Source organism: Novosphingobium hassiacum, from assembly GCF_014196055.1.
Classification (GTDB): Bacteria; Pseudomonadota; Alphaproteobacteria; order Sphingomonadales; family Sphingomonadaceae; genus Novosphingobium; species Novosphingobium hassiacum.
Window position 1 is genome coordinate 70,619 of the sequence record NZ_JACICY010000006.1, and the last position, 21,466, is coordinate 92,084.

Sequence of the window (21,466 nt, forward strand, 5' to 3'; positions counted from 1 at the left end):
TTGGGCAAAACTCGATAAGCTTGTGGGAAAGCTGTGGACAAGGGGTGAACAAGCCGCCCCCCTAGCGCTCGTCACTTGAGCGCGAGGGTATCGACGGCCTGGCCGGCAGGGCTGGTCCACTGATAGCTGGAGACGCCGCTCTTGCGCAGTTTGGCGATGATGTCCTGCGCCGAGGCCTCGCTTTCGAACGGGCCTGTGAGCAGGCGGAAGTTGCTGCGCCAAGGCGACATGTAGGGCTTGCGGCCGCGCAGGACTTCGGGCGCTTCCTTGACCAGGCGGCGCCACTCGTTGTCCATCATGTCCTTGTTTGCGCCGGTCAGGACCTGGACCCAGATGCGGCTTGGATGGCTTGGCGCGGCCTTCTTCGCCTTGGCATCCTTGGCGTCCTGCGCGGTCTTGGCAGCTGCCTTGGCAGTGGCAGCGATCTTGGCCGGAGGCTCCTTGGCAGCGGTGCGCGAGACGTCGGACGGGGCGTCGGGACGCTCGCCGCGCGGGTCTGACTTGATGACCGGCTTTGGCGGAAGGCGCGTGATGTCGACCGCCGCAACTGCTGGCTGACGCTCCTCGGCAGGAGGCGCGAAACTTTTGAAAAGCGACACAAAATCGGCAGGCTTATCCGGCGTCGCGGTGCTCTCCGGCACTGATGCGGAACCGGTCGAAATGCCTTGCGCCGATGCGATTTGGGTAGGGGCGGGAGACGGGGGCGAGGTGACGGGGTTTGCCGCTGGCGATGTCGTTTGCGGTAGCGGCTGAGCGGTTGATGAGGGAGCGAGCCGCGCGAGGTCGAAACTCGAGCCAGACGCTGCCGGACTGACGGCGGCAGCGCCACTGGATTTGGTGTCGGGAAGCGCAATCGACGGCGTGGCTGGTGCGCTCGCTGTCGCTGTCGTTGGCGCTGTCGCGATCGGAGCGGCCGTTGTGGCCGTCGTACCCGGACGAGGAGTCGCCAGTGCGGGGGTCGAAGTCAGCGGCGTATAGGACGGTGCCGTCAGCGCTGTTGTGGTCGTCGGCGCGGATGTTGCCGGACGGACCGTAGATGGCAGCGGCTGAACCACGGGCTGTGCCGAGGCGTAGCGCGTCGGTACCGAGGGGATCGCCGTGGCTGAACTGGGGGCTGTCGTTGTCGGCGTGGTCGTGCGGCGGATGGGGCCGACCGGTGGCCGCGTCGTTCCAGGCGGGACGTCGAGCGCCGAAAGCACGGTGGGCCGTGCCGCTTGGGCGGGGACGGGATTCGGTGTCGGTGTCGAAGTAGTCGTTGCCGCGACGTAACGCGTGGTGGGCGATGGCGGCAGGGCGGTCGCGGTCGGCTGGGTGATCGAGGGCGTCGGAATGCGGCCCGGCTGCAGCGAGGCTGAGGCGGCGACCTTAACCTGCTCCTTGCCCGGACGACGACGCTTTTCCCGGCTGGGCTTGTCCGAGTTGGGACCCAGCGGTGCGCCGGTCGGCGTCAGGCTTGCCTCGGCATAGCGCGGCGAGCGCGGGTTGAGCGCGGCGTACTGCGCGATGCGCGCATCATCGCGGCCAATATCTGCAGCCCGCGGGAAGCGGCCGAAGTTTGCAGCCGCCGCCTGTTGCGCAGGGGTCAGGCGCGGCATGTAGCGCAGGTACGGCGCGATGCTGGACGCCAGCTCCTGCGGCATCGATGCGTAGGCGACCGCGACGGCCTCGTCCGGGCCGCCGGTGACGGCCATGACGAATGTGCGGGTGCGCCAGGTGGCGCGGTCCTGCTTGGCGATCAGCGGCGCGATCAGCGCTTCTGCGCCGCGCCGGTCGCCCGATATGGCCAGGCTGAGCGCGTGGCGGCGGGTCAGTTCGTCATCGCCGCCCCGGCTTGCGGCGACCTGATACCAGCGTTGGGCGCGGGCGTTGTCACCGACCAGATCGTAAGCCAGCGCTCGGTCGCCCGCCATCGCGAAAGTATCGGCACCCGCGCGCTCGGCATCGTCGAAGGCGCGGATCGCATCGACCGGATTCTCGGCGACGAGATAAGCCTTGCCGAGCAGGACCTTCGAGCGGGTGTTGTTCGGCTGTGCTTCGTTGGCGCGCGAAAGGAAGCCGATCGCCGCGTCGCTATCACCCAGCTTGAGCGCCGCATCTGCCGCATCAGTGAGTGCGGGGACATTGCGCGGATCCGAAGCGAGTCGCGCAAGAGCGGCGTTCAGTTCACGGCTTGGGCTTGGCGCGGTCGACTGTACGACCGGGCGCGATATCGTGGTCGGACCATCGGGATCGTCATCGACTTGGGCAACTGCGGGCGCCGCGATGGCCAGCGCAAGGGATAGGGCCGTGCCGTGCATGAATTTCATACGGGACATGATGGTGTAGCGTTGTTTCATTCAGCCGCACTCATACAGGCCCGAACATGAAGCGGCGGCAACGAGGTCACCGCCGCAACATGTTGTGTCTTACTGATTGTTCTGGCGGCCGAGGAAGCGCGGGATGTTCAACGCGCTGCCGTCATCGCCATCGTCCTCGTCTTCGCGACTGCCGCGCGACAGATTGGCCATGCGTTCGAACAGCGTGCTGCCGCTGCCCGGCTTGGCCGGTGCTGCTTCGGGTCCGCGACCGAGGCGCGGCATGGCAGGCGCAGGCTCGGGAGCGGCTTGTGGAGCCACTTCGGCTGTGACCGGTGCATCGTCTCCACCGAGAAGAAGTTCATCGGCCTGAGGCTCTTCCTGAAGCTCGGTAAGGTCGAGCGTATCGGGCTCTGGATCGGCGGGCTGTACCGGTTGAACCTGTTCGGTTGCTGGCGTCCAGCTTGGCTGTGCGGTTGCTTGAGGTGCCGACGCTGCGGCAGGTGCCGGTGCAAAAGGCGCAGGTGCCATCGAGCCGGATGCCGGCACCGCAGGACCACGCGAGGTGGATGGGATGGTGACGGGGCGCGCGGCGACTTCGGCCTGTTCGGCGCTCTGTTCGATGCCGGTGGCGACGACCGATACGCGGATCTTGCCATCGAGGTCGGGGTTGAACGCCGAGCCCCAGATGATGTTGGCGTTGGGATCGACCAGTTCGCGGATGTGGTTGGCCGCTTCGTCAACTTCAAGCAGCTTCATGTCGTCGCCGCCGATGATCGAGATGATCACGCCCTTGGCGCCCTGCATCGACACGCCGTCGAGCAGCGGATTGGCGATGGCGCGTTCGGCGGCTTCGAGCGCACGGTTGGGGCCTTCGCCCTCGCCCGTACCCATCATCGCCTTGCCCATTTCGCCCATGACCGAGCGGACGTCGGCAAAGTCGAGGTTGATCAGGCCTGGCATGACCATCAGGTCGGTGATCGAGCGGACACCCTGCTGGAGCACTTCGTCGGCGAGCTCAAAGGCCTGCTTGAACGTAGTATCGGCACTGGCGACAAGGAACAGGTTCTGGTTGGGAATGACGATCAGCGTGTCGACGTGCTTCTGCAGTTCCTCAATGCCCGCTTCGGCGGCGCGCATGCGGCGCGCGCCTTCGAACATGAACGGCTTGGTCACGACACCGACCGTCAGCACGCCCTTGCGGCGCGCGGCTTCGGCGATGACCGGAGCAGCGCCGGTGCCGGTGCCGCCGCCCATGCCGGCCGCGATGAACACCATGTGCACGCCTTCAAGCGCGCGCTCGAGCTCTTCGAGCGTTTCTTCGGCAGCGGCACGACCGACTTCGGGACGTGCGCCTGCGCCGAGACCCTGCGTGATGTCAGGCCCGAGCTGAATGCGGTTGTCGACGATCGAATTGTTCAGCGCCTGCGCATCGGTGTTGACGACGACGAATTCGACGCCTTCGATCTTGGCGTTGATCATGTTGGCGATGGCGTTGCCGCCAGCACCGCCGACGCCGATCACCGTAATCCGGGGACGAAGTTCGTCGATGGCCGGCGGTCCGATGTTGATGCTCATTGTCGGTCTCCCAAACGGGTCATTCTGGCGCCGGTGGCGGCGCGAAAAATTTCTATGGTTACCTGTTGCACATTGCAGTCCGGCGAATCAAAGCAAGTTTGACCTTTTCCACAGGTTGGATCACCCAGAGCGTCTGTAATTACACCGTTTCCGAGGTGGAGCGGTGGATAACGCCGTCAGAAATAATCCTTTACCGCTTTCACTAACCGACTCGCCAGCTTCATGCCCTTGTACGATCCTGTGGGTGTGTAGGCCGGGCCGATCGCGCGGATATCGACCGGATCAGCGGCCGCAAACAGGACGAGCCCGACCAGCGTCGACGAACTGGGCGTGGCATGTCCCGGCGGCAGGCCGAGCATGGTCGGTGGCGATCCGATCCGGACCGGACGCCCCAAGGCAGACTGCGTGTAGTCGGCAAGCCCGGGAAGCTGCGCCCCGCCGCCGGTCAGCACGACCTGCTGCCCGGTCTGACCGACAAAGCCCATGGACTTCAGCGACTTGGATACCTCTTCCGTAAAGAAGCCGAGTTGCTGGGTAATGACCGAGATCAGTTCGGCGCGGGGAATGCGGTTCTTGTCGTCCGCGTGGCGGGCCACCGGTCCGCCTTCGGGATCGCCGGGTGCGTTGACCGGGATCATCTCGCGGTGATCGGCTGGGCTGGCGATGGCCGAGCCGGACATGCACTTGAGTCGCTCTGCCTGATAGCGGCGGATGCCGAATGCGGACGCGATGGCATCGGTGATGTCGCCCGACCCGTACTGGATGACCTGCATGCCGAGCAGCATGCCCGCGGCATAAACCGAAACGGTGGTAACTTCCGCGCCAAATTCGACCAGTGCAACGCCGAGTTCGCGCTCTTCGGGGCTGAGGCAGGCGTGGCCTGCGGCGACGGGCGAGCCGACGACGGCCTCCACATCGAGATGCGCGTTCTGCACCGCCTCGGTCAGGTTGCGGATCGGCGCGCCGTCGGCGAGCATGACATGGATATCGACCGCCAGCCGTTCGGCATGGAGGCCCTTGGGATTGGGCACGCCGTGCGCGCCATCAAGCGTGTAGTGCGCGGGCTGGGCGTGGAGCACGGTGCGGCCATCGGGTTCGATCACTTCGCGCCCGGCGACAAGCAGGTGTTCGATATCGTCTTGTTCGATCCGCCGCCCGCCGACTTCGACTTCGACCCGCGCAGTGGTGCTGGCAAGCCCTGCCCCCGAGCACCCGATCCAGACCTTCTGGATGCCGATGTTGGCCATCTTCTCGGCGCGTTCGATCGCGTCGCGCACCGAATGCGTGGCCGCCTGCATATCGGTGACGTAACCGCGCTTGATCCCCTGCGCGGCGCGATGGCCCGATCCCAGCACGACCATCTCGCCGGTTTCGGACAGCCCGGCGATCATCGCGGACACGCGGAACGACCCGACGTTTACGGCTGCAAAAACCTTGGTGATGCGGGGGGTTGCCATCTAAAAGATCAGCCCTCTTCGGCTTTGGCTGAGGGCTTGCTTGTGGCGGCGCGCTTGGCTTCGGCCTTGGCCTGATCGACCGCGCGCTTTTCGGCGGCGACCTCGTCGGCGTGGCCGGGGACGCGCATGTAGATGCGGTCGGGCGCGCGCATATCGAACGCGGCAACTTTTCCGCCGAGCAGGCGATTGACGCCGTCCATGCGCGCAAAGCTGAGCAGGGCACTGGCAGCCTTTTCATCGCCTTCGGGCAGAGCGAGTACCTGATCGGTCTTGAATGTCAGGTTCCAGCGGCGGTTGCCGACCCATTCGGCCTCGCTGACTTGCGGCTTCAAGGCGGGCGCGGCTTCGAGCAGATGGGTGAGATCCTCGACGCGCTGGCCGACGCCGAGGCCTGATAGCACCAGCATGCCCTTGGCATTGGCGGGTTTTACCGTCTCGAGCTCAGTGCCGGTCTCGTCGATCAGGACCATGCGGTCGGGCTTGCGCAGCACCGCGTGGGGGGTGCGCTCGACGATGTCGATCACCAGCGTGTCGGGCAGCTTGCGCGAGACACGGGCGTCCTTGACCCACGGCAGTTCATTGAGCTCATCGCGCAGCGACGCCAGATCGAGCGTCGTCATCGCGCGGTCGTTCTGCCCCAGGATGCGTTCGTAGATCTTGAGTTCGTTCATGCGGTTGACGCCGCGCACTTCAAGGTGGCTGACCTTGAAGCCTGCGTCAGACGCGATCAGCGCGGTCTGCTCTGACACGAGCGCGGGCACGCCGGCCATGACCGCGACAGTCCAGACCAGCACGGCGGCAATGGCGAGGATGACGGTCATCACGATGCGGTGCAGCGTCTCCTCGCTGAACGGTAGCCAGCGGACGACGCTGTCGAGCAGCGATCCGGTCTGCTGGCGCGCGGTGCGAACCTTGCGCTGCGTGGTGCGGGCGGCGGCGGCGCGACGAACGCCCTTGCCGCCGCGCTTGATGGTCTGCGCCATGGTGTCAGCCCTTCCCGCTGTCTGCGATGGCCTCGGCGATAATTGCCTCGACCAGATCCGGGTAGTCCATGCCCATTGCGCGTGCCTGTTCGGGCACGAGGCTGAGCGGGGTCATGCCCGGCTGGGTGTTGACCTCGAGCAGGAACAGACCGGCGACGCCGCGTTCATCGTCCCAGCGGAAGTCCGACCGGCTGGTGCCTTTGCAGCCGAGCAACTTGTGCGCGCGCAGGGCGATGTCGCGACAGGCCTCGGTCACATCGTCGGGGATTTCGGCCGGGCAGATGTGGTCGGTCATGCCTTCGGTGTATTTGGCGTCGAAATCGTAGAAGCCGGATTTGGGGCGCAGTTCAGTGACGAGCAGCGCGCGGTTGCCGATGACGGCGGTGGTCAATTCGCGGCCACGGATGAACGGTTCGGCAAGCAGGCGGTCGAATTCCTGCCACGGGCCCTTGGCATCGGCGCTGATCGGGTTGCCGTAATTTCCCTCGGCGGTGACAATGGCGACGCCGACGGAGGAACCTTCATTGACGGGCTTGAGCACGTAGGGGCGCGGCAGCGGGTCAGCCTTGTAGAGTTCCTCGGTGCAGACCATGCGGCCGCCGGGCATCGGGATGCCGTGAGGGACGAGCGCCTGCTTGGTCAGTTCCTTGTCGATCGCGATGACCGAGGTGGCCAACCCTGAGTGCGTGTAGGTCAGGCCCATGATGTCCATAAGGCCCTGAATCGAGCCGTCTTCACCGGGCGTGCCGTGGAGCGCGTTGAACACGACGTCGGGCTTTGCTTCCGACAGGCGCAGCGCGACATCGCGGTCCATATCGATGCGGGTGACGCGGTGGCCCTTGGATTCGAGCGCCTTGGCTACGCCCTCGCCCGACATGAGCGAGACCGGGCGTTCGCTCGACCAGCCACCCATCAGGACTGCAACGTGGAGTTTGGGGAGTGTCACGTGCGGCCGATCCTCTTGATTTCCCATTCGAGGTCCACGCCGGAGTGAGCTTTCACGCGGGTGCGGACTTCTTCGCCCAGCTTCTCGATGTCGGCGCTGGTGGCGGCGCCGGTGTTGATCAGGAAGTTAGTATGTTTTTCGCTGACTTGCGCGCCGCCGACGGCAAGGCCCCGGCATCCGGCCTTGTCGACCAGTTCCCATGCGCGCGCACCTTCTGGGTTCTTGAAGGTGGAGCCGCCGGTCTTGCTGCGCAGGGGTTGCGAGGCTTCACGGGCGGCGCTGATGCGGTCCATTTCGGTCTGGATCGCTTGGGGATCGCCGGGCTGGCCGCGAAAGCGCGCGGCGACGACGATGCAGCCGTCGACGAGGTCGGAGTGGCGGTATGTGTAGCCGAGTTCCGAGAGCGGCATCGTGGCGATCTCGCCCGAGCGGATCACGATGTCGCAGTCGATCAGCACATCCTTGACCTCGCGGCCATAGGCGCCGCCATTCATGCGCACGAAGCCGCCGACGGTGCCGGGGATCGAGCGAAGGAATTCGAGGCCGGCGATGGCATTGTCGCGCGCGGTGGACGAGACGAGGATGCCGCTGGCACCGCCGCCGCAATTGAGCGTGACCTCATCGACGCGCTCGACCTTGGCGAAGGCCTTGCCGAGGCGGATGACGACGCCGGGGACTCCGCCATCGCGGACGATAAGGTTCGAGCCGAGTCCGAGCGCCATGACCGGGATATCGGGGGCGAGGTTGGCGAGGAAGTCCTGGAGATCAGCGACGTCCTTTGGCTCGAACAGCCAATCGGCGGTGCCGCCGGATTTGAACCAGACCAGCGGGGCGAGCGGAGCGTTGGGGGTAAGTTTGCCTTGAAGCGAAGGCACCACCCCCCGGCCCCCTCTTCTGAAGAGGAGGGCGAGATCGGAAGCCCCCTCCTCTTCAGAGGAGGGGATTGGGGGTGGTGTTTGCAATGTCACGCCCCGCCCCGTTCGCGTGCAATCGAATCCGCCAAACCCGCAGCCCACTTGGTGATGTCGCCTGCGCCGAGGCAGACGACCATGTCGCCGGGCTGGACTGTGGTGGCGAGTTCTTTTGCCAAGGCGTCGGCGCTGGCGATCAGGTGCGCCGAGCGGTGGCCGCGGGCCTTGATGCCTTCGACCATCGCGGCGCTGTCGATCCCTTCGATCGGCTGTTCGCCCGCCGGATAGACCGGGGCGGCATAGACCACGTCGGCATCGTTGAACGCGCCTTGGAAGTCTTCCATGTGGTCGCGCAGCCGGGTGAAGCGGTGCGGCTGGGCGACCGCGATCACGCGTCCGGTCACGCCTTCGCGTGCGGCGGCAAGGACCGCGCGGATTTCGACCGGGTGGTGGCCGTAATCGTCGATAATCGTGGCGCCCGCGACTTCGCCGACCTTGGTGAAGCGGCGCTTGACCCCGCCGAAGTGGGCAAAGCCGCTGCGGATGACGTCATCGGACACGCCCATCTCGACCGCGACAGCGATGGCGGCGAGCGCGTTCTGGACGTTGTGGCGGCCGGGCATGGGCATTTCGATGCCCTCGATCCGGCGGAACGATCCGTCGCGTGCGCGCAGCACCGCAGTGAAGCGGTTGCCACCGGGGACCGGAGTAACCGCGTCACCGCGCACGTCGGCCTGCGCAGAGAAGCCGTAAGTGACGACGCGGCGGTCGCGGATCTTGGGGATAATTGCCTGGACTTCAGGATGGTCGATACACAGCATCGCCGCGCCGTAGAATGGTACGTTCTCAATGAATTCGACGAAGGCGCGCTTGACCGCGTCGAAGCTGCCGTAGTGATCGAGGTGTTCGGGATCGATATTGGTGACGACCGCGAGCGTGCCGTCGAGCCGCAGGAACGAGCCGTCGCTCTCATCCGCTTCCACAACCATCCACTCGCTGTCGCCGAGGCGCGCGTTTGAGCCGTAGGAATTAATGATGCCGCCGTTGATCACGGTGGGGTCCACACCGCCCGCATCAAGCAGGCAGGCGATCATCGACGTCGTCGTGGTCTTGCCGTGGGTTCCAGCGACGGCCACGGTGTTCTTGAGCCGCATCAGCTCGGCCAGCATTTCGGCGCGGCGGACGACCGGGATGCGGCCTTCCAACGCAGCGACGACTTCCGGGTTGTCACGTTTCACCGCCGTGGATGTGACGACAACGGAGACACCAGCGACATTCTCGGCGCGCTGGCCGATCATCACGGCGATCCCGCGCGAGCGCAGGCCTTCGATAACATAGCCCTCGGCGATGTCCGAGCCCTGCACCGAATAGCCCATGTTGTGCATGACCTCGGCAATGCCGGACATGCCGATGCCGCCGATGCCGACGAAGTGGATCGTCCCGATTTCGGTGCCGACGCCCTTCATGCCAGTTGCCCCTGTACGCCCACCGGAGCGCGGGCTTCGACCTGAATTATGTCCATGATCGGTTCCGCGCCGAAGCTCTCGACGAGGTCGGCGAGATCGCTGACGGCGTTGGGAAGCCCGCAGTTCCAAGCCGCGTGAGCGGCGTTAGCGAGTGCCTGCGGGTGCTGGGCGATGGCCTGAATCTGGACGCAGATGTCCTTGGACAGCTTCTGGATATGGTCGGCCCGTTCGCTCATGATCGCGTTGCGGCGGTCGCCCGAATAGGCGTCCGGGTCGACTACCGTGGCGGCGGGCTGACGGATCGCGCGTGCGCCGCCTGCGGTGACGATCTCGCGCGTGTTGGCGGTCTGGTGATCGTCGGTAGCACCGGGCAGCGGGATCAGGATCGCGGGGCGGCCGACGGCGGTGAGTTCCGCGATGGTCGAGGCTCCGGCGCGGCCGATGAACAGGTGCGTACCCGCAAGCCGCGCCTGCATGTCTTCGAAGTAGGTGCCGAGTTCGGCCGGGATTTCATGCTTGGCGTAGCGGGCGCGGACCATTTCGAGGTCTTCGGCGCGGCATTGTTGGGTGACCTGCAGACGGTGCCGCAGGGCGGGCGGGAGCATCGCCAGCGCATCGGGCACGACTTCGGACAGGATCGACGCGCCCTGGCTGCCGCCGGTGACGAGCACGCGGAACAGGCTGTCTTCGGTGAACTCGGGGAAGGCCTGCCCACGCAGCGCGAGCACTTCGGGACGCACCGGATTGCCGACGCGGTGGACCTTGCCCCACAACTTTGGATCGAGCCGTTCGACATCGCCATAAGCCGTGGCGATGGCATCGACACGCTGGGCAAGGAAGCGGTTGACCCGGCCGAGCACGGCATTCTGTTCGTGAATGACGGTGGGCACCTTGGCCGCGCGCGCGGCGAGCAAGGCGGGCAGCGCGGGGTAGCCGCCGAAGCCGATCACGCACGATGGCTCGAAGCTGTCGAACAGGCGCAGCGCCATGGCGCGGCCTTGAAGGATCGACCTGATGGCCTTCCACCAGCCGAGCGGGTTCTTGGTCATGCGGCCAGCGGGAAGGACATGCGCGGGCAGGAAATCGGGCTTGCCCGGAATCTTCGCGCCGCGATCGTCGGTGACCAGCGCGACGTGGTGGCCGCGCCGTTCGAGTTCGACCGCCAGCGCGAACGCGGGGATCAGGTGTCCGCCTGTACCGCCTGCCGCGAGGACGTAGTGACGCGAGACGACGCTCATTTGCGCACCATGTCCGTCAGCCCGAACTTTTCACGCGAGAGGTAGGGGTTGCGGCGGGTAATCGCGAGCAGCAGGCCGACGCCGGTCAGCAGTGCGATGGTCGACGATCCGCCGTAACTGATGAGCGGCAAGGTCATGCCTTTCGAGGGGAACAATTGCAGGTTGACGAGGATGTTGATGAAGGCTTGCCCAACCAACTGCGCGGTGAGGCCCGCCGCTGCGAGGATCGTGAACAGGTCTTCTTCATCGAGCAGGCGGATCAGCACGCGCAGCGCGATCATGCAATAGACCACCACCACCACGGCGCAGGCGATCAGCCCGAATTCCTCTCCGATCACCGAAAAGATGTAGTCGGTGTGCGCTTCGGGCAGCGCGTTCTTGCGCGCACCGAGCCACAGCCCCGCCCCGCTCCACCCGCCATTGAGCAAGGTACGCATGGCCAGATCGACCTGGTCGAATTCGCTGCCGCCCGAAATGAACGCGTCGATGCGGTGCGTGGCGTTGGGATAGAGGAAGTAAGCCGCGATCACCGCCAGCACCCCTGCCCCCATCGACCACAGCACCTTGTTGATCGACAGGCCCGAGAGCAGCACCAGCACGAACCACACCCCAGCAAACAGCACGGTCGAGCCGAAGTCCGGCTGGGCCATCAGCAGGGCACCGACCAGCCCCATGATCCCGATGGTGATCGGGATGACGGGGATGTTGGGATCGCGCACGCGCCACGACAGGATCCATGCAATCGCGATGGCAAAGCCGGGCTTGAGGAATTCCGACGGCTGCAGGCTGAAGCCGATCCACAACCAGCGTTTCGCGCCCTTGACCTCGCTGCCGACGAGCGGAACGAGGACGAGGGCGACGATCATTGCAGCGGCGAGCAGGATCGCGCCGCGCCGCGCCGCTTCCTTGGGCAGAACCGAGGCGAAGAACATCGCGACAAGGCCCACCGCGACCCAGCGCAAGTGAATCCAGAAGAAGTAGAGATCGCCCAGCTTCTTTGCGCTGGTCGACAAGCGATGCGCGCTGGCAGGCGAAGCGGACGCGACCGCGACGGTGCCGATCGCCACGAGAAACAGGATAAGGCCGAGCAGCACACGATCGATCTCGCGCCACCAGATCAGCAATTCGCTGCGGCGGCTGCGACGAAAACGCGCGCCATGGCCGACGACGCGGACGCCGCCTTCGGGCATTGTCGTGGTGACGAGGCGCGTGGGGGTGGGTGCGGTGCTCAATTGCTGGCTCCCGGCGGGCATGGTGCCTCGCGGTCCTCGATCAGGGCTTCGACGATCTGGCGGAAGCTGTCGCCGCGCGCCTCGAAATCGCGGAACTGGTCGAAGCTGGCGCAGGCTGGTGACAACATGACCACGTCTCCGGGATGGGCGGCTTCCATCGCCTGGCGCACCGCGTCGCACAGCATCTCGCTGCGGCTGACGGGCATGACCGGCTCGAGGATCTGGGCGAAGCGGGGACCAGCCTCGCCGATGGTGTAGGCCGCTACGACATTGCCGAAATAGGGCGCGCACTCGTCGAGGTCGTCGCTTTTGGGCAACCCGCCGAGGATCCAGTGGATGCGTGGGTACGCTCCCAAGGCGGGCGCGGTGGAGGCGGGATTGGTCGCCTTGCTATCGTTGACGTAGAGCACGCCGCCTGCCTCGGCCACGCGCTCCATCCGGTGCGGCAACCCGACGAAGCTGGCAAGCGCGGGGCGCCAGACGTCTTCGCCGATGCCAAGCTGCCGTGCGATCTCGACCGCGATGGCGGCGTTCTGGAGGTTATGTGGGCCTTGCAGCGAGGGCCAGTCGGGCTGGCCCTGAAGCGTTGCGGGTTCGACGATGTGGACCGTGCCGAAGGGGCGGCCGCTCGCGGTTTCGCGCGCGATGGCAAGCGTATGCTCGTCACCCTGGCCGAACACGGCGTGCTGGCCGGACGTCTGCATCGCGAACAGGCGCGCCTTGGACGCGGCGTAACCGGCGAAGCCGTCATAGCGGTCGAGATGATCGGGGCTGAGGTTGATCAGTGCGGCGACATCGCAGGCGAGGCTTAGCGTGAGATCGATCTGGTAGCTCGACAGTTCGAGCACGTAGACGCCGCCTTCGGGCAGTGGTTCCTGCCCCAGGATCGGCAACCCGATGTTGCCACCGATGCGTGTGGGCAAGCCCGCGGCTTCGCAGATGTGGTGGACCAGCATCGTCGTGGTCGACTTGCCGTTGGTGCCGGTGATGCCGACGACGCGGTGCGCCGGCAGGTCGGCGCGGGCGCGGGCGAACAGTTCAATGTCGCCGATGACCGGCACACCGGCGGCGCGAGCATGGTCGGCGATGGGATGGCGGTTGAGCGGGACCCCGGGTGAGACGACCACGCCGTCGAAGCCCGCAAGGTCCATCGTCAGCGGATCGGCAATGTCGGCGCGGCCTTCGAACGCGGCGCGTGGTTCCTCGCGGCTGTCCCACACGGTGACATGCGCGCCGCTTGCCAGCAGGCTCTCGACGCTGGCAAGCCCCGAGCGGGCAAGGCCAAGCACCGCGAACCGTTTGTCGGCAAAGGCGCGCGACGTGATCATCGCACCTTGAGCGTGGCAAGGCCCAGCAGCGCGAGCACGATCGAGACGATCCAGAAGCGGATGACGACCGTCGATTCCTTCCAGCCTAGCTGTTCGAAGTGGTGGTGAATCGGAGCCATGCGGAACACGCGCTTGCCGGTGCGCTTGTAGACCGCGACCTGCACGATGACCGAGACGGCCTCCACCACGAACAGCCCGCCGACGATGGCGAGCACGATTTCGTGATGCGCGGCGACCGCGATCACACCAAGTGCTCCACCAAGCGCGAGGCTGCCGGTGTCACCCATGAACACGGCGGCGGGCGGGGCGTTGAACCACAGGAAGGCAAGCCCTGCGCCCATCATCGCGGCGCAGAAGATCGCGAGTTCGCCCGCACCCTTGACGTGGGGGATGCCGAGGTAGCTCGAATAGTCCACGCGCCCTGCCAGATAAGCGATGATGGCGAAGGTGCCTGCGGCGATGATCACCGGCATGATCGCCAGGCCATCGAGCCCGTCGGTCAGGTTTACCGCATTGCCCGCGCCGACGATCACGAAGATCGCGAACAGGTAATAGAACGGACCGAGCGGGATGTAGAGGTTGCTGAACACCGGCACGTAGAGGTTGGTCTCACCCACCGCGAGCCATGCCGCGATGGCCGCAACGACGAATTCACCAAGCAGACGAGTACGAGCCGATACGCCCTTGTGCGCGTACTTCGTGACCTTGTCGTAGTCGTCGAGGAAGCCGATCAGGCCAAAGCCGAGCGTGACCACGGCGCAGGCCCAGATGTGGCGGCTGGTGATGTCCATCCACAGCAGCACCGACAGCGTCAGCGCGGTGACGATCAGCAGTCCGCCCATGGTCGGCGTGCCGCGCTTGGCGAGGTGGGTTTGAGGCCCGTCCTCACGGATCGGCTGGCCCTTGCCCTGACGCACGCGGAGCATGTTGATGAAGCGCGGACCGATGATCAGCCCGATCACCAGCGCGGTCAGCAATGTCGCACCGGCACGAAAGGTCTGGTAGCGGATGAGGTTGCTGAACCCCTCGAATTGAAGCCATTGCGCCAGCAGGTAGAGCATTCATTGTTCCCTGGCGGTGAGCGACCGCACGAGCGCTCCCAGACCGACCGAGTTGGACCCCTTGACGAGGATGGCATCGCCACCCCGTACGCCATCGGCAGCGAGACATTGAGCCGCTTCTGCCGTGTCCTGCACATGCGCCACATCGATTGTAGCGGCAAGCGCGGGGCCAGTGCTTTTCCCCAGCGCGCGCGCCAGTGCAGCCATTTCGGGTCCGACGAGGATCAGGCGATCGACCTTTGCCGCGATGACAGGGGCGGCAAGGTCTGCATGATAGCGGGCCTCGTCGGCGCCGAGTTCACGCATCGCGCCGAGGATTGCGACGCGACGGGTGGCGGAAGTCTCACCCAATTGCTGCAAAGTGACTGTCATCGAGGCCGGGTTGGCGTTGTAGCTTTCGTCGATGAGCAGCGCTTGGCCCGACCCATCGCCATCGGCTGCGGGAATGGTGTGGCGCGCGCCGCGACCGGCGAGGCCTTCCATTTCAGCAAGCGCGAGGCCCGCTGCGCCGAGATCGCCGCCGATAGCCTCGACTGCGGCCATGACCGCGAGCGAGTTGGCCACCCAGTGCGCACCGGGCATGGCGATGGTGTAGCAGACCTTGCGGCCGCCGAGGTCTGCTGTGACCAGCGTGCCGCCGCAGCTTGCGGGGATCGCGTCGATCAGGCGGACGTCGGCATTGGCTCCCGAGCCGAAGGCGATGACGCGTCCGGCGTGACGTGCGGCCTTGGCGCGGAGACGTTCGTAGTGCGGGCTATCTGCGGGGATGATCGCAACGCCGCCGGGTTCGAGACCCTCGAAGATCTCTCCCTTGGCGTCGGCGATGGCTTCCTCGCCTGTGAAGTGCCCGATGTGGGCAGGCGCGATAGTGGTGACGACGGCGACATGGGGGCGAACGAGGCGGGTGAGCGCGGAAAGCTCGCCTGCGTGGTTCATGCCCATCTCGAACACGCCGAAGCGGGTCGCGGCGGGCATGCGCGCCAGACTGAGCGGAACGCCGACGTGGTTGTTGTAGCTCTTGACCGAGCGGTGCGCGCGGCCACGGCTGCCCCGGTCGAGCGCGGCGTAGAGTGCCTCCTTGACGCCGGTCTTGCCTGCTGAGCCGGTGACTCCGATTATGCCAGCATCTACCCGATTTCGCGCAGCTTTTGCCAGATCCTCAAGTGCGCTTGAGGTATTTGAAACAAGCACGTGCGAACCGAAGCAGGCGTGCTCAACGACTGCGCCCGGAGCGCCGCGCCCGTAAGCGCCCTCGAGGTAGCGGTGGCCGTCCGATGCTTCCCCCTTGAGCGCAAAGAACAGGTCGCCTTCGACGACTTCGCGGCTGTCGATGGCGATGCCCGAGACGGCGAACGGGGCGCTGGCGCGGCCACCGGTGGCTGCGGCGATTTCGTCGCTGGTCCAAAGCGCAAGACCTGCCGCGTCGGACAGGTCATCGGGCCATTCGATAAGGGCTGGGTTGGCGGTCATGTGGTGCACTCCCTTGCGACTTGCACGTCGTCAAACGGCAGGACTCGCATCGCATCGCCCCGCCCGACTATCTGCCCCTGCTCATGCCCCTTGCCCGCGACGAGCACGATATCGTCGCGCCCGGCCTCCGATATTGCCGCAGCGATGGCGCTGCGGCGGTCCCCTATTTCACGCGCGGCGTCGTCACAGCCCGCCATGATCGCGGCGCGGATCGCGGCTGCGTCCTCGCCGCGCGGATTGTCGTCAGTGACGATGACGAGGTCCGACCCGGCACAGGCTGCGTGCCCCATTTCCGGGCGCTTGCCTTCGTCGCGATCGCCGCCTGCGCCGAATACGGTGATCAGGCGGCCCTTCACATGCGCGCGCAGTGCGGCAATGGCGGCCTCGATCGCATCCGGCGTGTGCGCGTAATCGACGTAGACCGGTGCGCCTGCACGGTTGATCGCGGCGCGTTCGAGCCGACCGCGTACCGGCTGGAGCCTTGGCAGCGCGTCGAACACCTGTGCGTCGCTCATGCCCGATGCCATGGCCAAGCCCGCCGCGACCAGCGCATTGGCGGCCTGATAGGCTCCGATCAGCGGCAGGTTGACCTTGCGCGCCCTGCCCTCGCATTCAATCTCGAGCATCTGCCCGAGTTGGGTCGGCGTACGGGCGAGCAGGCGGATCGAGGTCCCCTGCTCGCCCACGCTGAGCAGCCGCAGACCCCTTGCGCGGACGTGCTCGACTGCCTCTGCCGACCATGCATCGTCCATCCACACGACGGCAGTGCCGCCGTCATCTACGACGGTGTCGAACAGGCGCATCTTGGCCGCGAAATAGTCCTCCATCGTCTCGTGGTAGTCGAGATGATCGCGGCTGAGGTTGGTGAAGGCGCCCGCAACGACGCGCAGGCCCTCGTTGCGGAATTGCGAGAGGCCGTGGCTGGACGCTTCGTAAGCGACGTGCGTTACGCCTTCACGCGCTAGGCCGGTCATGTTGGCGAGGAAGGTGACGATGTCGGGCGTCGTCAGCCCCGTCGAGATGCTCTCATCCGCCGTGGTAACGCCGAGCGTGCCGATCGATGCCGCCGCGTATCCGCCCATACGCCAGATCTGCCGGGTCATTTCGGCGGTCGAGGTCTTGCCGTTGGTGCCGGTCACCGCAACGACGGTTTCAGGGACGGGTTGGAAAAACTGCGCGGCGAGCGCGGCAAAGGCGCGGCGCGGTTCGGCGTCGGCGACGTGGTGTGCGCCATGAACGGTAGCTTGCGGACGCGCGACAATGGCCACCGCGCCTGCCTTGACCGCGTCGGCGATGAAATCCTCACCGTTGAAGCGCGTGCCGGGGAATGCGCCGAAGATCGTGCCGGGCGCGACCTTGCGGTGATCGATGGCAAACCCGGTGACGTTGGCGTCCGCCTCCGCTGGCGGAAACCCTGCCGCGTCAAGGATTGCGCCGAGCTTCATTCGCCCTTCCCGTTGCCGACCAGCGGCGAAAGGTCGGAGATGTCGATGTCGCGGCTGTCGTCCGGCACAACCCCGAGCAGCGGCCCGATGCGCGGGATAAGGCGACCAACGATCGGTCCAGTGTTCCACGCGGCGGTACGCTGGAACGAGGTGGCCGCGGTGCCTTTGGGTTCATCAAGCATGGCGACCACGACATAGCGTGGCTTGTCCATCGGGAACGCAGCAGCAAATGTTGCGATCAGCGAGGTGCGGTTGTAGCCGCCCTTGCCGCCGGGCTTTTCAGCCGATCCGGTCTTGCCGCCGACCCGGAAGCCCTGCGCGTTCGCGCTGCGGCCGGTGCCATCGACGACGATCATCCGCAGCAACTGGCGCATGCGTGCGCTGGTCGAAGCCTTGAAAACGCGACGCCCTGCCGCAACGTGGGCTGGATCGACCTTGTAGAGGGTGGCCGGCCGCCAGATGCCGCCGTTGACAAGAGCGCTGTAGCCCGCTGCCAGATGAAGCGGGGTAACCGCGATGCCGTGGCCATAGCTGACCGTCATCGTCGTGATGCGCGCCCAGTCGCCGTTCTTGTCAGTGCCGCGCGGCCACAGCGGGAAGCCTCGGGCCGGCAGTTCGATATAAGGCCGCTCATTCATGCCGAGCGCTGCCATAGTCCGCTTCAGCGCAGGCCCTCCGAGCTTGTCGGCGACTTGCGCTGTCACGATGTTCGATGAGTGGATCAGCGCCTCGGGCACGTTCAGGGACGCGCCGAAATTGTGGCTGTCACGGATCTGGAAGCCACCGATGGCAAGCGGGCGATTGGACGGATAGCGAACCGACAGGTCGGTGATCACGCCATCGTCGATCGCCGCTGCAACCGTGAACGGCTTAAAGGTCGACCCCAGTTCGTAAACCTGATTGGTGACCTTGTTGAACACGAGATCGTTGTAGGCCATGTCCGAACGGTTGGGATTGAACGAAGGCAGCGAGGCCAGCGCGACGACTTCGCCAGTATCGACATCAAGGATCACGCCCGCCGCGCCCTTGGCCTCGGTTTCCATCATCCCGCGGCCGAGTTCGTCCTCGAGCGCGCCCTGCACACGCATGTCGATCGACAATGCGATCGGCGTGCCGCGCTGCGCCGGATCGAGCAGCCGCTTTTCGAGCACCTGCTCCATGCCGACATGGCCGCCACCTTCACCATCGACGTAGCCCAGGACGTGCGCGCCAAGCGACCCTTGCGGATAGTAGCGCTGGTTCTCGCGCGGGAATTCCAGCGCGGGCTCACCCAGAGCGTAGAGGCGGTTGGCTTCTTCGGGCATGACCCGGCGGCGCAAGTAGCTGGGCTTGTCGGACTTCAGCCGCCGGACCAGATCGTTGTAATCGGCGTCGGGAAAGATCTGGAGCAGCGCCTTGGCGACTTCCTCGGGCGACTTCACCAGCGAGGAGCCCTTTTCTCCCAGCGCCTTGGGGTTATACCACAGCGCATAGGCGGGAAATGCGCGGGCGAGCGGGAAGCCGTTGCGGTCGGTGATCTCGCCACGTGGCGGCAGCAGCGCCTCGGTGAGCGAGCGCCGTTCGGGCGCGTCCTCGAAAAATCCGAGCTGCGCGATGCGGATCAGTGCAGCAAGGCCCACGAACGCAAACAGCGCCGCCACCACGAGCACGCGCACCTTGGCCTCGACCAGCGAGCGCTGACGGACGTTGGCGAGGCGGACCCTGCCAGATGCGATGGCGGCCGAGGCGGTGAGCGCGTTCAAGTGGTTGCTTTCGCCTCCTTGCGTGTGCCGGCCTTGGGCTTGGTATCCTTTTTGGCCGACGATTTGTTTGCGACCTCGACGGGCTTGGTTTTGGCAGTGGTCTTTTGGGACGCAGCCGTCTTTTGCGACGTGTCGGCATCCTTCTTCGCGCTGGCCTTGACGGCCTTGACCGGGCGCGGCTTGTCCGAAGTCGTCTCGGCGCGAACCGGCTTACCCGAGGACACTTCGACGACCTTGCCCAGACGGTCGTTGAGCGTTTCAACGGCCTCGGCGTGGCCCATGCGCGGGGCGCGCGGACCGTCGTCGGCATCGTCGTCGGACGCGCCGGCCTTGCGGTCGCCACTGGCGAGCGCCTTGCCCGAGAGCGGCGAGACCATCGCCGGAAATGCGGCCGAGGCGATCACGCTGTCATCCATGCTGGCGACGCGGATCGGGGCAGGCGCATCGGGTGTCGACGGCATGCTGAGGCTGGCAAGCTGGCGCTCGCCTTCGAGGTACTGGCTGGCACCGGGCGCGGCATAGCCGAATTCGACATCGTTCCATGCCTTGAGCTGCTGCTGGTTGGCGCGGGTTTCGAACTCGGTTTCGAGGTAGAGTTTTTCCTGCTTGAGCGCGACGATCTTTTCCTCGGCGTGGTGGACCCGGCTGCGCAGCGCGTTGACGCGGAAGGCAAGCACCAGAACGAGCGTGAAGCACAGGCCGAGCAGGACGAACCAGCCAACAGAGCGCAGGCGATTTGCCGAGGTGATCATGCTGCCTGCCTTTCGCCCGTGGCCCGTGCCGGGGCCGGGGTCCGCACGGCCCAGCGCAGCGTGGCCGAACGCGAGCGGGGGTTGCGCGCCTCTTCCTCGGCCGTGGGGCGGATCGCAGCGGAAGGCTTTTCGAAGACCGGCTGCACGGTGCTGGCGATCTGCGGGAGGTGGCGCGACCCGGAGCCTTGCGCCCCTGCCGCCTCGCGCAAGTACTGCTTGACGATGCGATCCTCGAGGCTGTGGAAGCTGACCACGACAATGCGGCCGCCGGGGAGGAGGACCTTTTCGGCAGCAGCAAGGCCTTCGATCAGTTCGTCGAGCTCACCGTTGATGTGGATACGGACGGCCTGAAAACTGCGCGTGGCGGGGTCTTTCTGCGCCTTGGGACCCTTGATGTCGGGCCGATAGCCCAGCGCCTTGCGCACGACGGCAGCGAACTGGCCGGTTGTGGTCAGCGGGCGCGCAGCAACGATGGCGCGGGCGATGCGGCGCGACTGGCGTTCTTCGCCATAGCGATAGAGTACGTCGGCGATGTCTCCCTCGTCCGCATCGTTGAGGAAATCAGCCGCGCTGAGCCCTTCCTGCGACATGCGCATATCCAAGGGGCCATCGCTGGAAAACGCAAACCCGCGCGCCGCCTGGTCAAGCTGCATCGAGCTGACCCCGATGTCGAACACGACACCGCGAACGCCCGCAATTCCGGCCTCGGCAAGTCCTTGGGCGAGTTCGGAAAAGCGCCGCGGATGGAGAACCAGGCGCGGATCTTTTCCACAGGTTTCTCCCCAGAGCTGTCCAGCGGCAATCGCGTCAGGATCGCGATCGAAGGCGTGAACGGTCGCGCCGGATTCCAGGATGCGACGGGTGTAGCCGCCCGCACCGAACGTGGCGTCGATGATGAGGTCGCCCGGCTTGGGATCGAGCGCGGCGACGACCTCATCGAGCAGGACGGGGATGTGGGGCGCGTTCATTTGCGCTTGCCCTTCGCGGCTTCGGCCATCTTGGCACGGCACCCGGCCTGCGCGCTTTCCCAGCCTGGCCCTTGCTGGAACAGGACGGTGGGGTTCCAGATGGTGATCTGACGCCCACCACCGTGGAAGTACATGCCATCTTCGATGCCACCGAGTTCGGCGAGGTGATCGGGCAGCACGAAGCGTCCGCTGTCATCGAAACTGGCGCGGTAGAAACCGTAGACCTGTCCTTCGGCCACATCGCGGTCGAAATCCTTGCCGAGGCGAAGTTGCTTCTCTTCCTCACGATCGATCTCGATCGCGAATTCCGCGAGACGCGAAAGGCCGAAGCCGGTCAGGCAGGGCAGGCGCGGGTGCTTGTCGAGACAAAGGATGCGGGTATCGTTCGACGCTGTGACGATGTCGGCGCGGAAATCGGCAGGCAGGACGTAGCGACCCTTTTCGCCGCGTGGCGAAAAGCCCTGCCCTACGAAACTTGCCGACCCTCCTGCCACCTGGTGTCACCCCGATCAAAGACAAAAGCGCCATCCTCCAGCCCCGCGCCATCGCGCAGAGCCGACTCATCCCCCGTGGATGCGACTGGAGTTCGTCTCGA

The 21,466-nt window shown here is 65.8% G+C and carries 17 protein-coding genes; all 17 read right to left on the reverse strand.

Annotation, left to right across the window (positions count from 1 at the left end; all coding sequences use genetic code 11):
- Positions 1–71: 71 nt before the first annotated feature.
- Positions 72–2,315: an SPOR domain-containing protein gene (locus GGQ88_RS12940; protein WP_183613857.1), complete on the reverse strand. Its 2,244-nt coding sequence runs from the start codon at positions 2,313–2,315 to the stop codon at positions 72–74.
- 90 nt (positions 2,316–2,405) lie between these two features.
- On the reverse strand, positions 2,406–3,872 hold the full coding sequence (gene ftsZ / locus GGQ88_RS12945) for a cell division protein FtsZ (RefSeq protein WP_183613858.1): 1,467 nt from the start codon (positions 3,870–3,872) through the stop codon (positions 2,406–2,408).
- 176 nt (positions 3,873–4,048) lie between these two features.
- Positions 4,049–5,329 carry a cell division protein FtsA gene (ftsA, locus tag GGQ88_RS12950; protein ID WP_183613859.1) on the reverse strand — a complete coding sequence of 427 codons (1,281 nt, stop codon included), beginning with the start codon at positions 5,327–5,329 and terminating at the stop codon, positions 4,049–4,051.
- Between the two features lie 8 nt (positions 5,330–5,337).
- On the reverse strand, positions 5,338–6,312 hold the full coding sequence (locus GGQ88_RS12955; protein ID WP_183613860.1) for a cell division protein FtsQ/DivIB: 975 nt from the start codon (positions 6,310–6,312) through the stop codon (positions 5,338–5,340).
- A gap of 4 nt (positions 6,313–6,316) precedes the next feature.
- Complete coding sequence (locus GGQ88_RS12960) at positions 6,317–7,258, reverse strand: D-alanine--D-alanine ligase (protein WP_183613861.1); 942 nt, start codon at positions 7,256–7,258, stop codon at positions 6,317–6,319.
- Positions 7,255–8,136: a UDP-N-acetylmuramate dehydrogenase gene (murB, locus tag GGQ88_RS12965; RefSeq protein ID WP_425490448.1), complete on the reverse strand. Its 882-nt coding sequence runs from the start codon at positions 8,134–8,136 to the stop codon at positions 7,255–7,257. Before murB ends, GGQ88_RS12960 begins: the two co-directional genes overlap by 4 nt.
- A gap of 86 nt (positions 8,137–8,222) precedes the next feature.
- Positions 8,223–9,635 carry a UDP-N-acetylmuramate--L-alanine ligase gene (murC, locus tag GGQ88_RS12970; protein WP_183613863.1) on the reverse strand — a complete coding sequence of 471 codons (1,413 nt, stop codon included), beginning with the start codon at positions 9,633–9,635 and terminating at the stop codon, positions 8,223–8,225.
- Entirely contained in the window at positions 9,632–10,873 is a 1,242-nt protein-coding gene (locus GGQ88_RS12975; RefSeq protein WP_183613864.1) for a UDP-N-acetylglucosamine--N-acetylmuramyl-(pentapeptide) pyrophosphoryl-undecaprenol N-acetylglucosamine transferase, read from the reverse strand. The genes murC and GGQ88_RS12975 overlap by 4 nt, the downstream gene beginning before the upstream one ends.
- The gene (locus GGQ88_RS12980) at positions 10,870–12,063 is read right to left on the reverse strand and encodes an FtsW/RodA/SpoVE family cell cycle protein (RefSeq protein WP_183614045.1); all 1,194 of its coding nucleotides are present in this window, start codon (positions 12,061–12,063) and stop codon (positions 10,870–10,872) included. Before GGQ88_RS12980 ends, GGQ88_RS12975 begins: the two co-directional genes overlap by 4 nt.
- Positions 12,064–12,101: 38 nt before the next feature.
- A complete protein-coding gene (gene murD / locus GGQ88_RS12985; protein ID WP_183613865.1) occupies positions 12,102–13,433 on the reverse strand; it encodes a UDP-N-acetylmuramoyl-L-alanine--D-glutamate ligase in 1,332 nt (443 codons plus the stop codon).
- Complete coding sequence (gene mraY / locus GGQ88_RS12990; RefSeq protein ID WP_183613866.1) at positions 13,430–14,494, reverse strand: phospho-N-acetylmuramoyl-pentapeptide-transferase; 1,065 nt, start codon at positions 14,492–14,494, stop codon at positions 13,430–13,432. The genes murD and mraY overlap by 4 nt, the downstream gene beginning before the upstream one ends.
- A complete protein-coding gene (locus GGQ88_RS12995; RefSeq protein ID WP_183613867.1) occupies positions 14,495–15,964 on the reverse strand; it encodes a UDP-N-acetylmuramoyl-tripeptide--D-alanyl-D-alanine ligase in 1,470 nt (489 codons plus the stop codon).
- Positions 15,961–17,409 carry a UDP-N-acetylmuramoyl-L-alanyl-D-glutamate--2,6-diaminopimelate ligase gene (locus GGQ88_RS13000; RefSeq protein WP_183613868.1) on the reverse strand — a complete coding sequence of 483 codons (1,449 nt, stop codon included), beginning with the start codon at positions 17,407–17,409 and terminating at the stop codon, positions 15,961–15,963. The genes GGQ88_RS12995 and GGQ88_RS13000 overlap by 4 nt, the downstream gene beginning before the upstream one ends.
- Complete coding sequence (locus tag GGQ88_RS13005; RefSeq protein ID WP_183613869.1) at positions 17,406–19,151, reverse strand: peptidoglycan D,D-transpeptidase FtsI family protein; 1,746 nt, start codon at positions 19,149–19,151, stop codon at positions 17,406–17,408. The genes GGQ88_RS13000 and GGQ88_RS13005 overlap by 4 nt, the downstream gene beginning before the upstream one ends.
- On the reverse strand, positions 19,148–19,903 hold the full coding sequence (locus GGQ88_RS21305) for a hypothetical protein (RefSeq protein ID WP_246385951.1): 756 nt from the start codon (positions 19,901–19,903) through the stop codon (positions 19,148–19,150). The genes GGQ88_RS13005 and GGQ88_RS21305 overlap by 4 nt, the downstream gene beginning before the upstream one ends.
- Entirely contained in the window at positions 19,900–20,871 is a 972-nt protein-coding gene (gene rsmH / locus GGQ88_RS13015; protein ID WP_183613870.1) for a 16S rRNA (cytosine(1402)-N(4))-methyltransferase RsmH, read from the reverse strand. The genes GGQ88_RS21305 and rsmH overlap by 4 nt, the downstream gene beginning before the upstream one ends.
- The gene (locus GGQ88_RS13020; RefSeq protein WP_183613871.1) at positions 20,868–21,365 is read right to left on the reverse strand and encodes a division/cell wall cluster transcriptional repressor MraZ; all 498 of its coding nucleotides are present in this window, start codon (positions 21,363–21,365) and stop codon (positions 20,868–20,870) included. The genes rsmH and GGQ88_RS13020 overlap by 4 nt, the downstream gene beginning before the upstream one ends.
- Between the last annotated feature and the right edge of the window lie 101 nt (positions 21,366–21,466).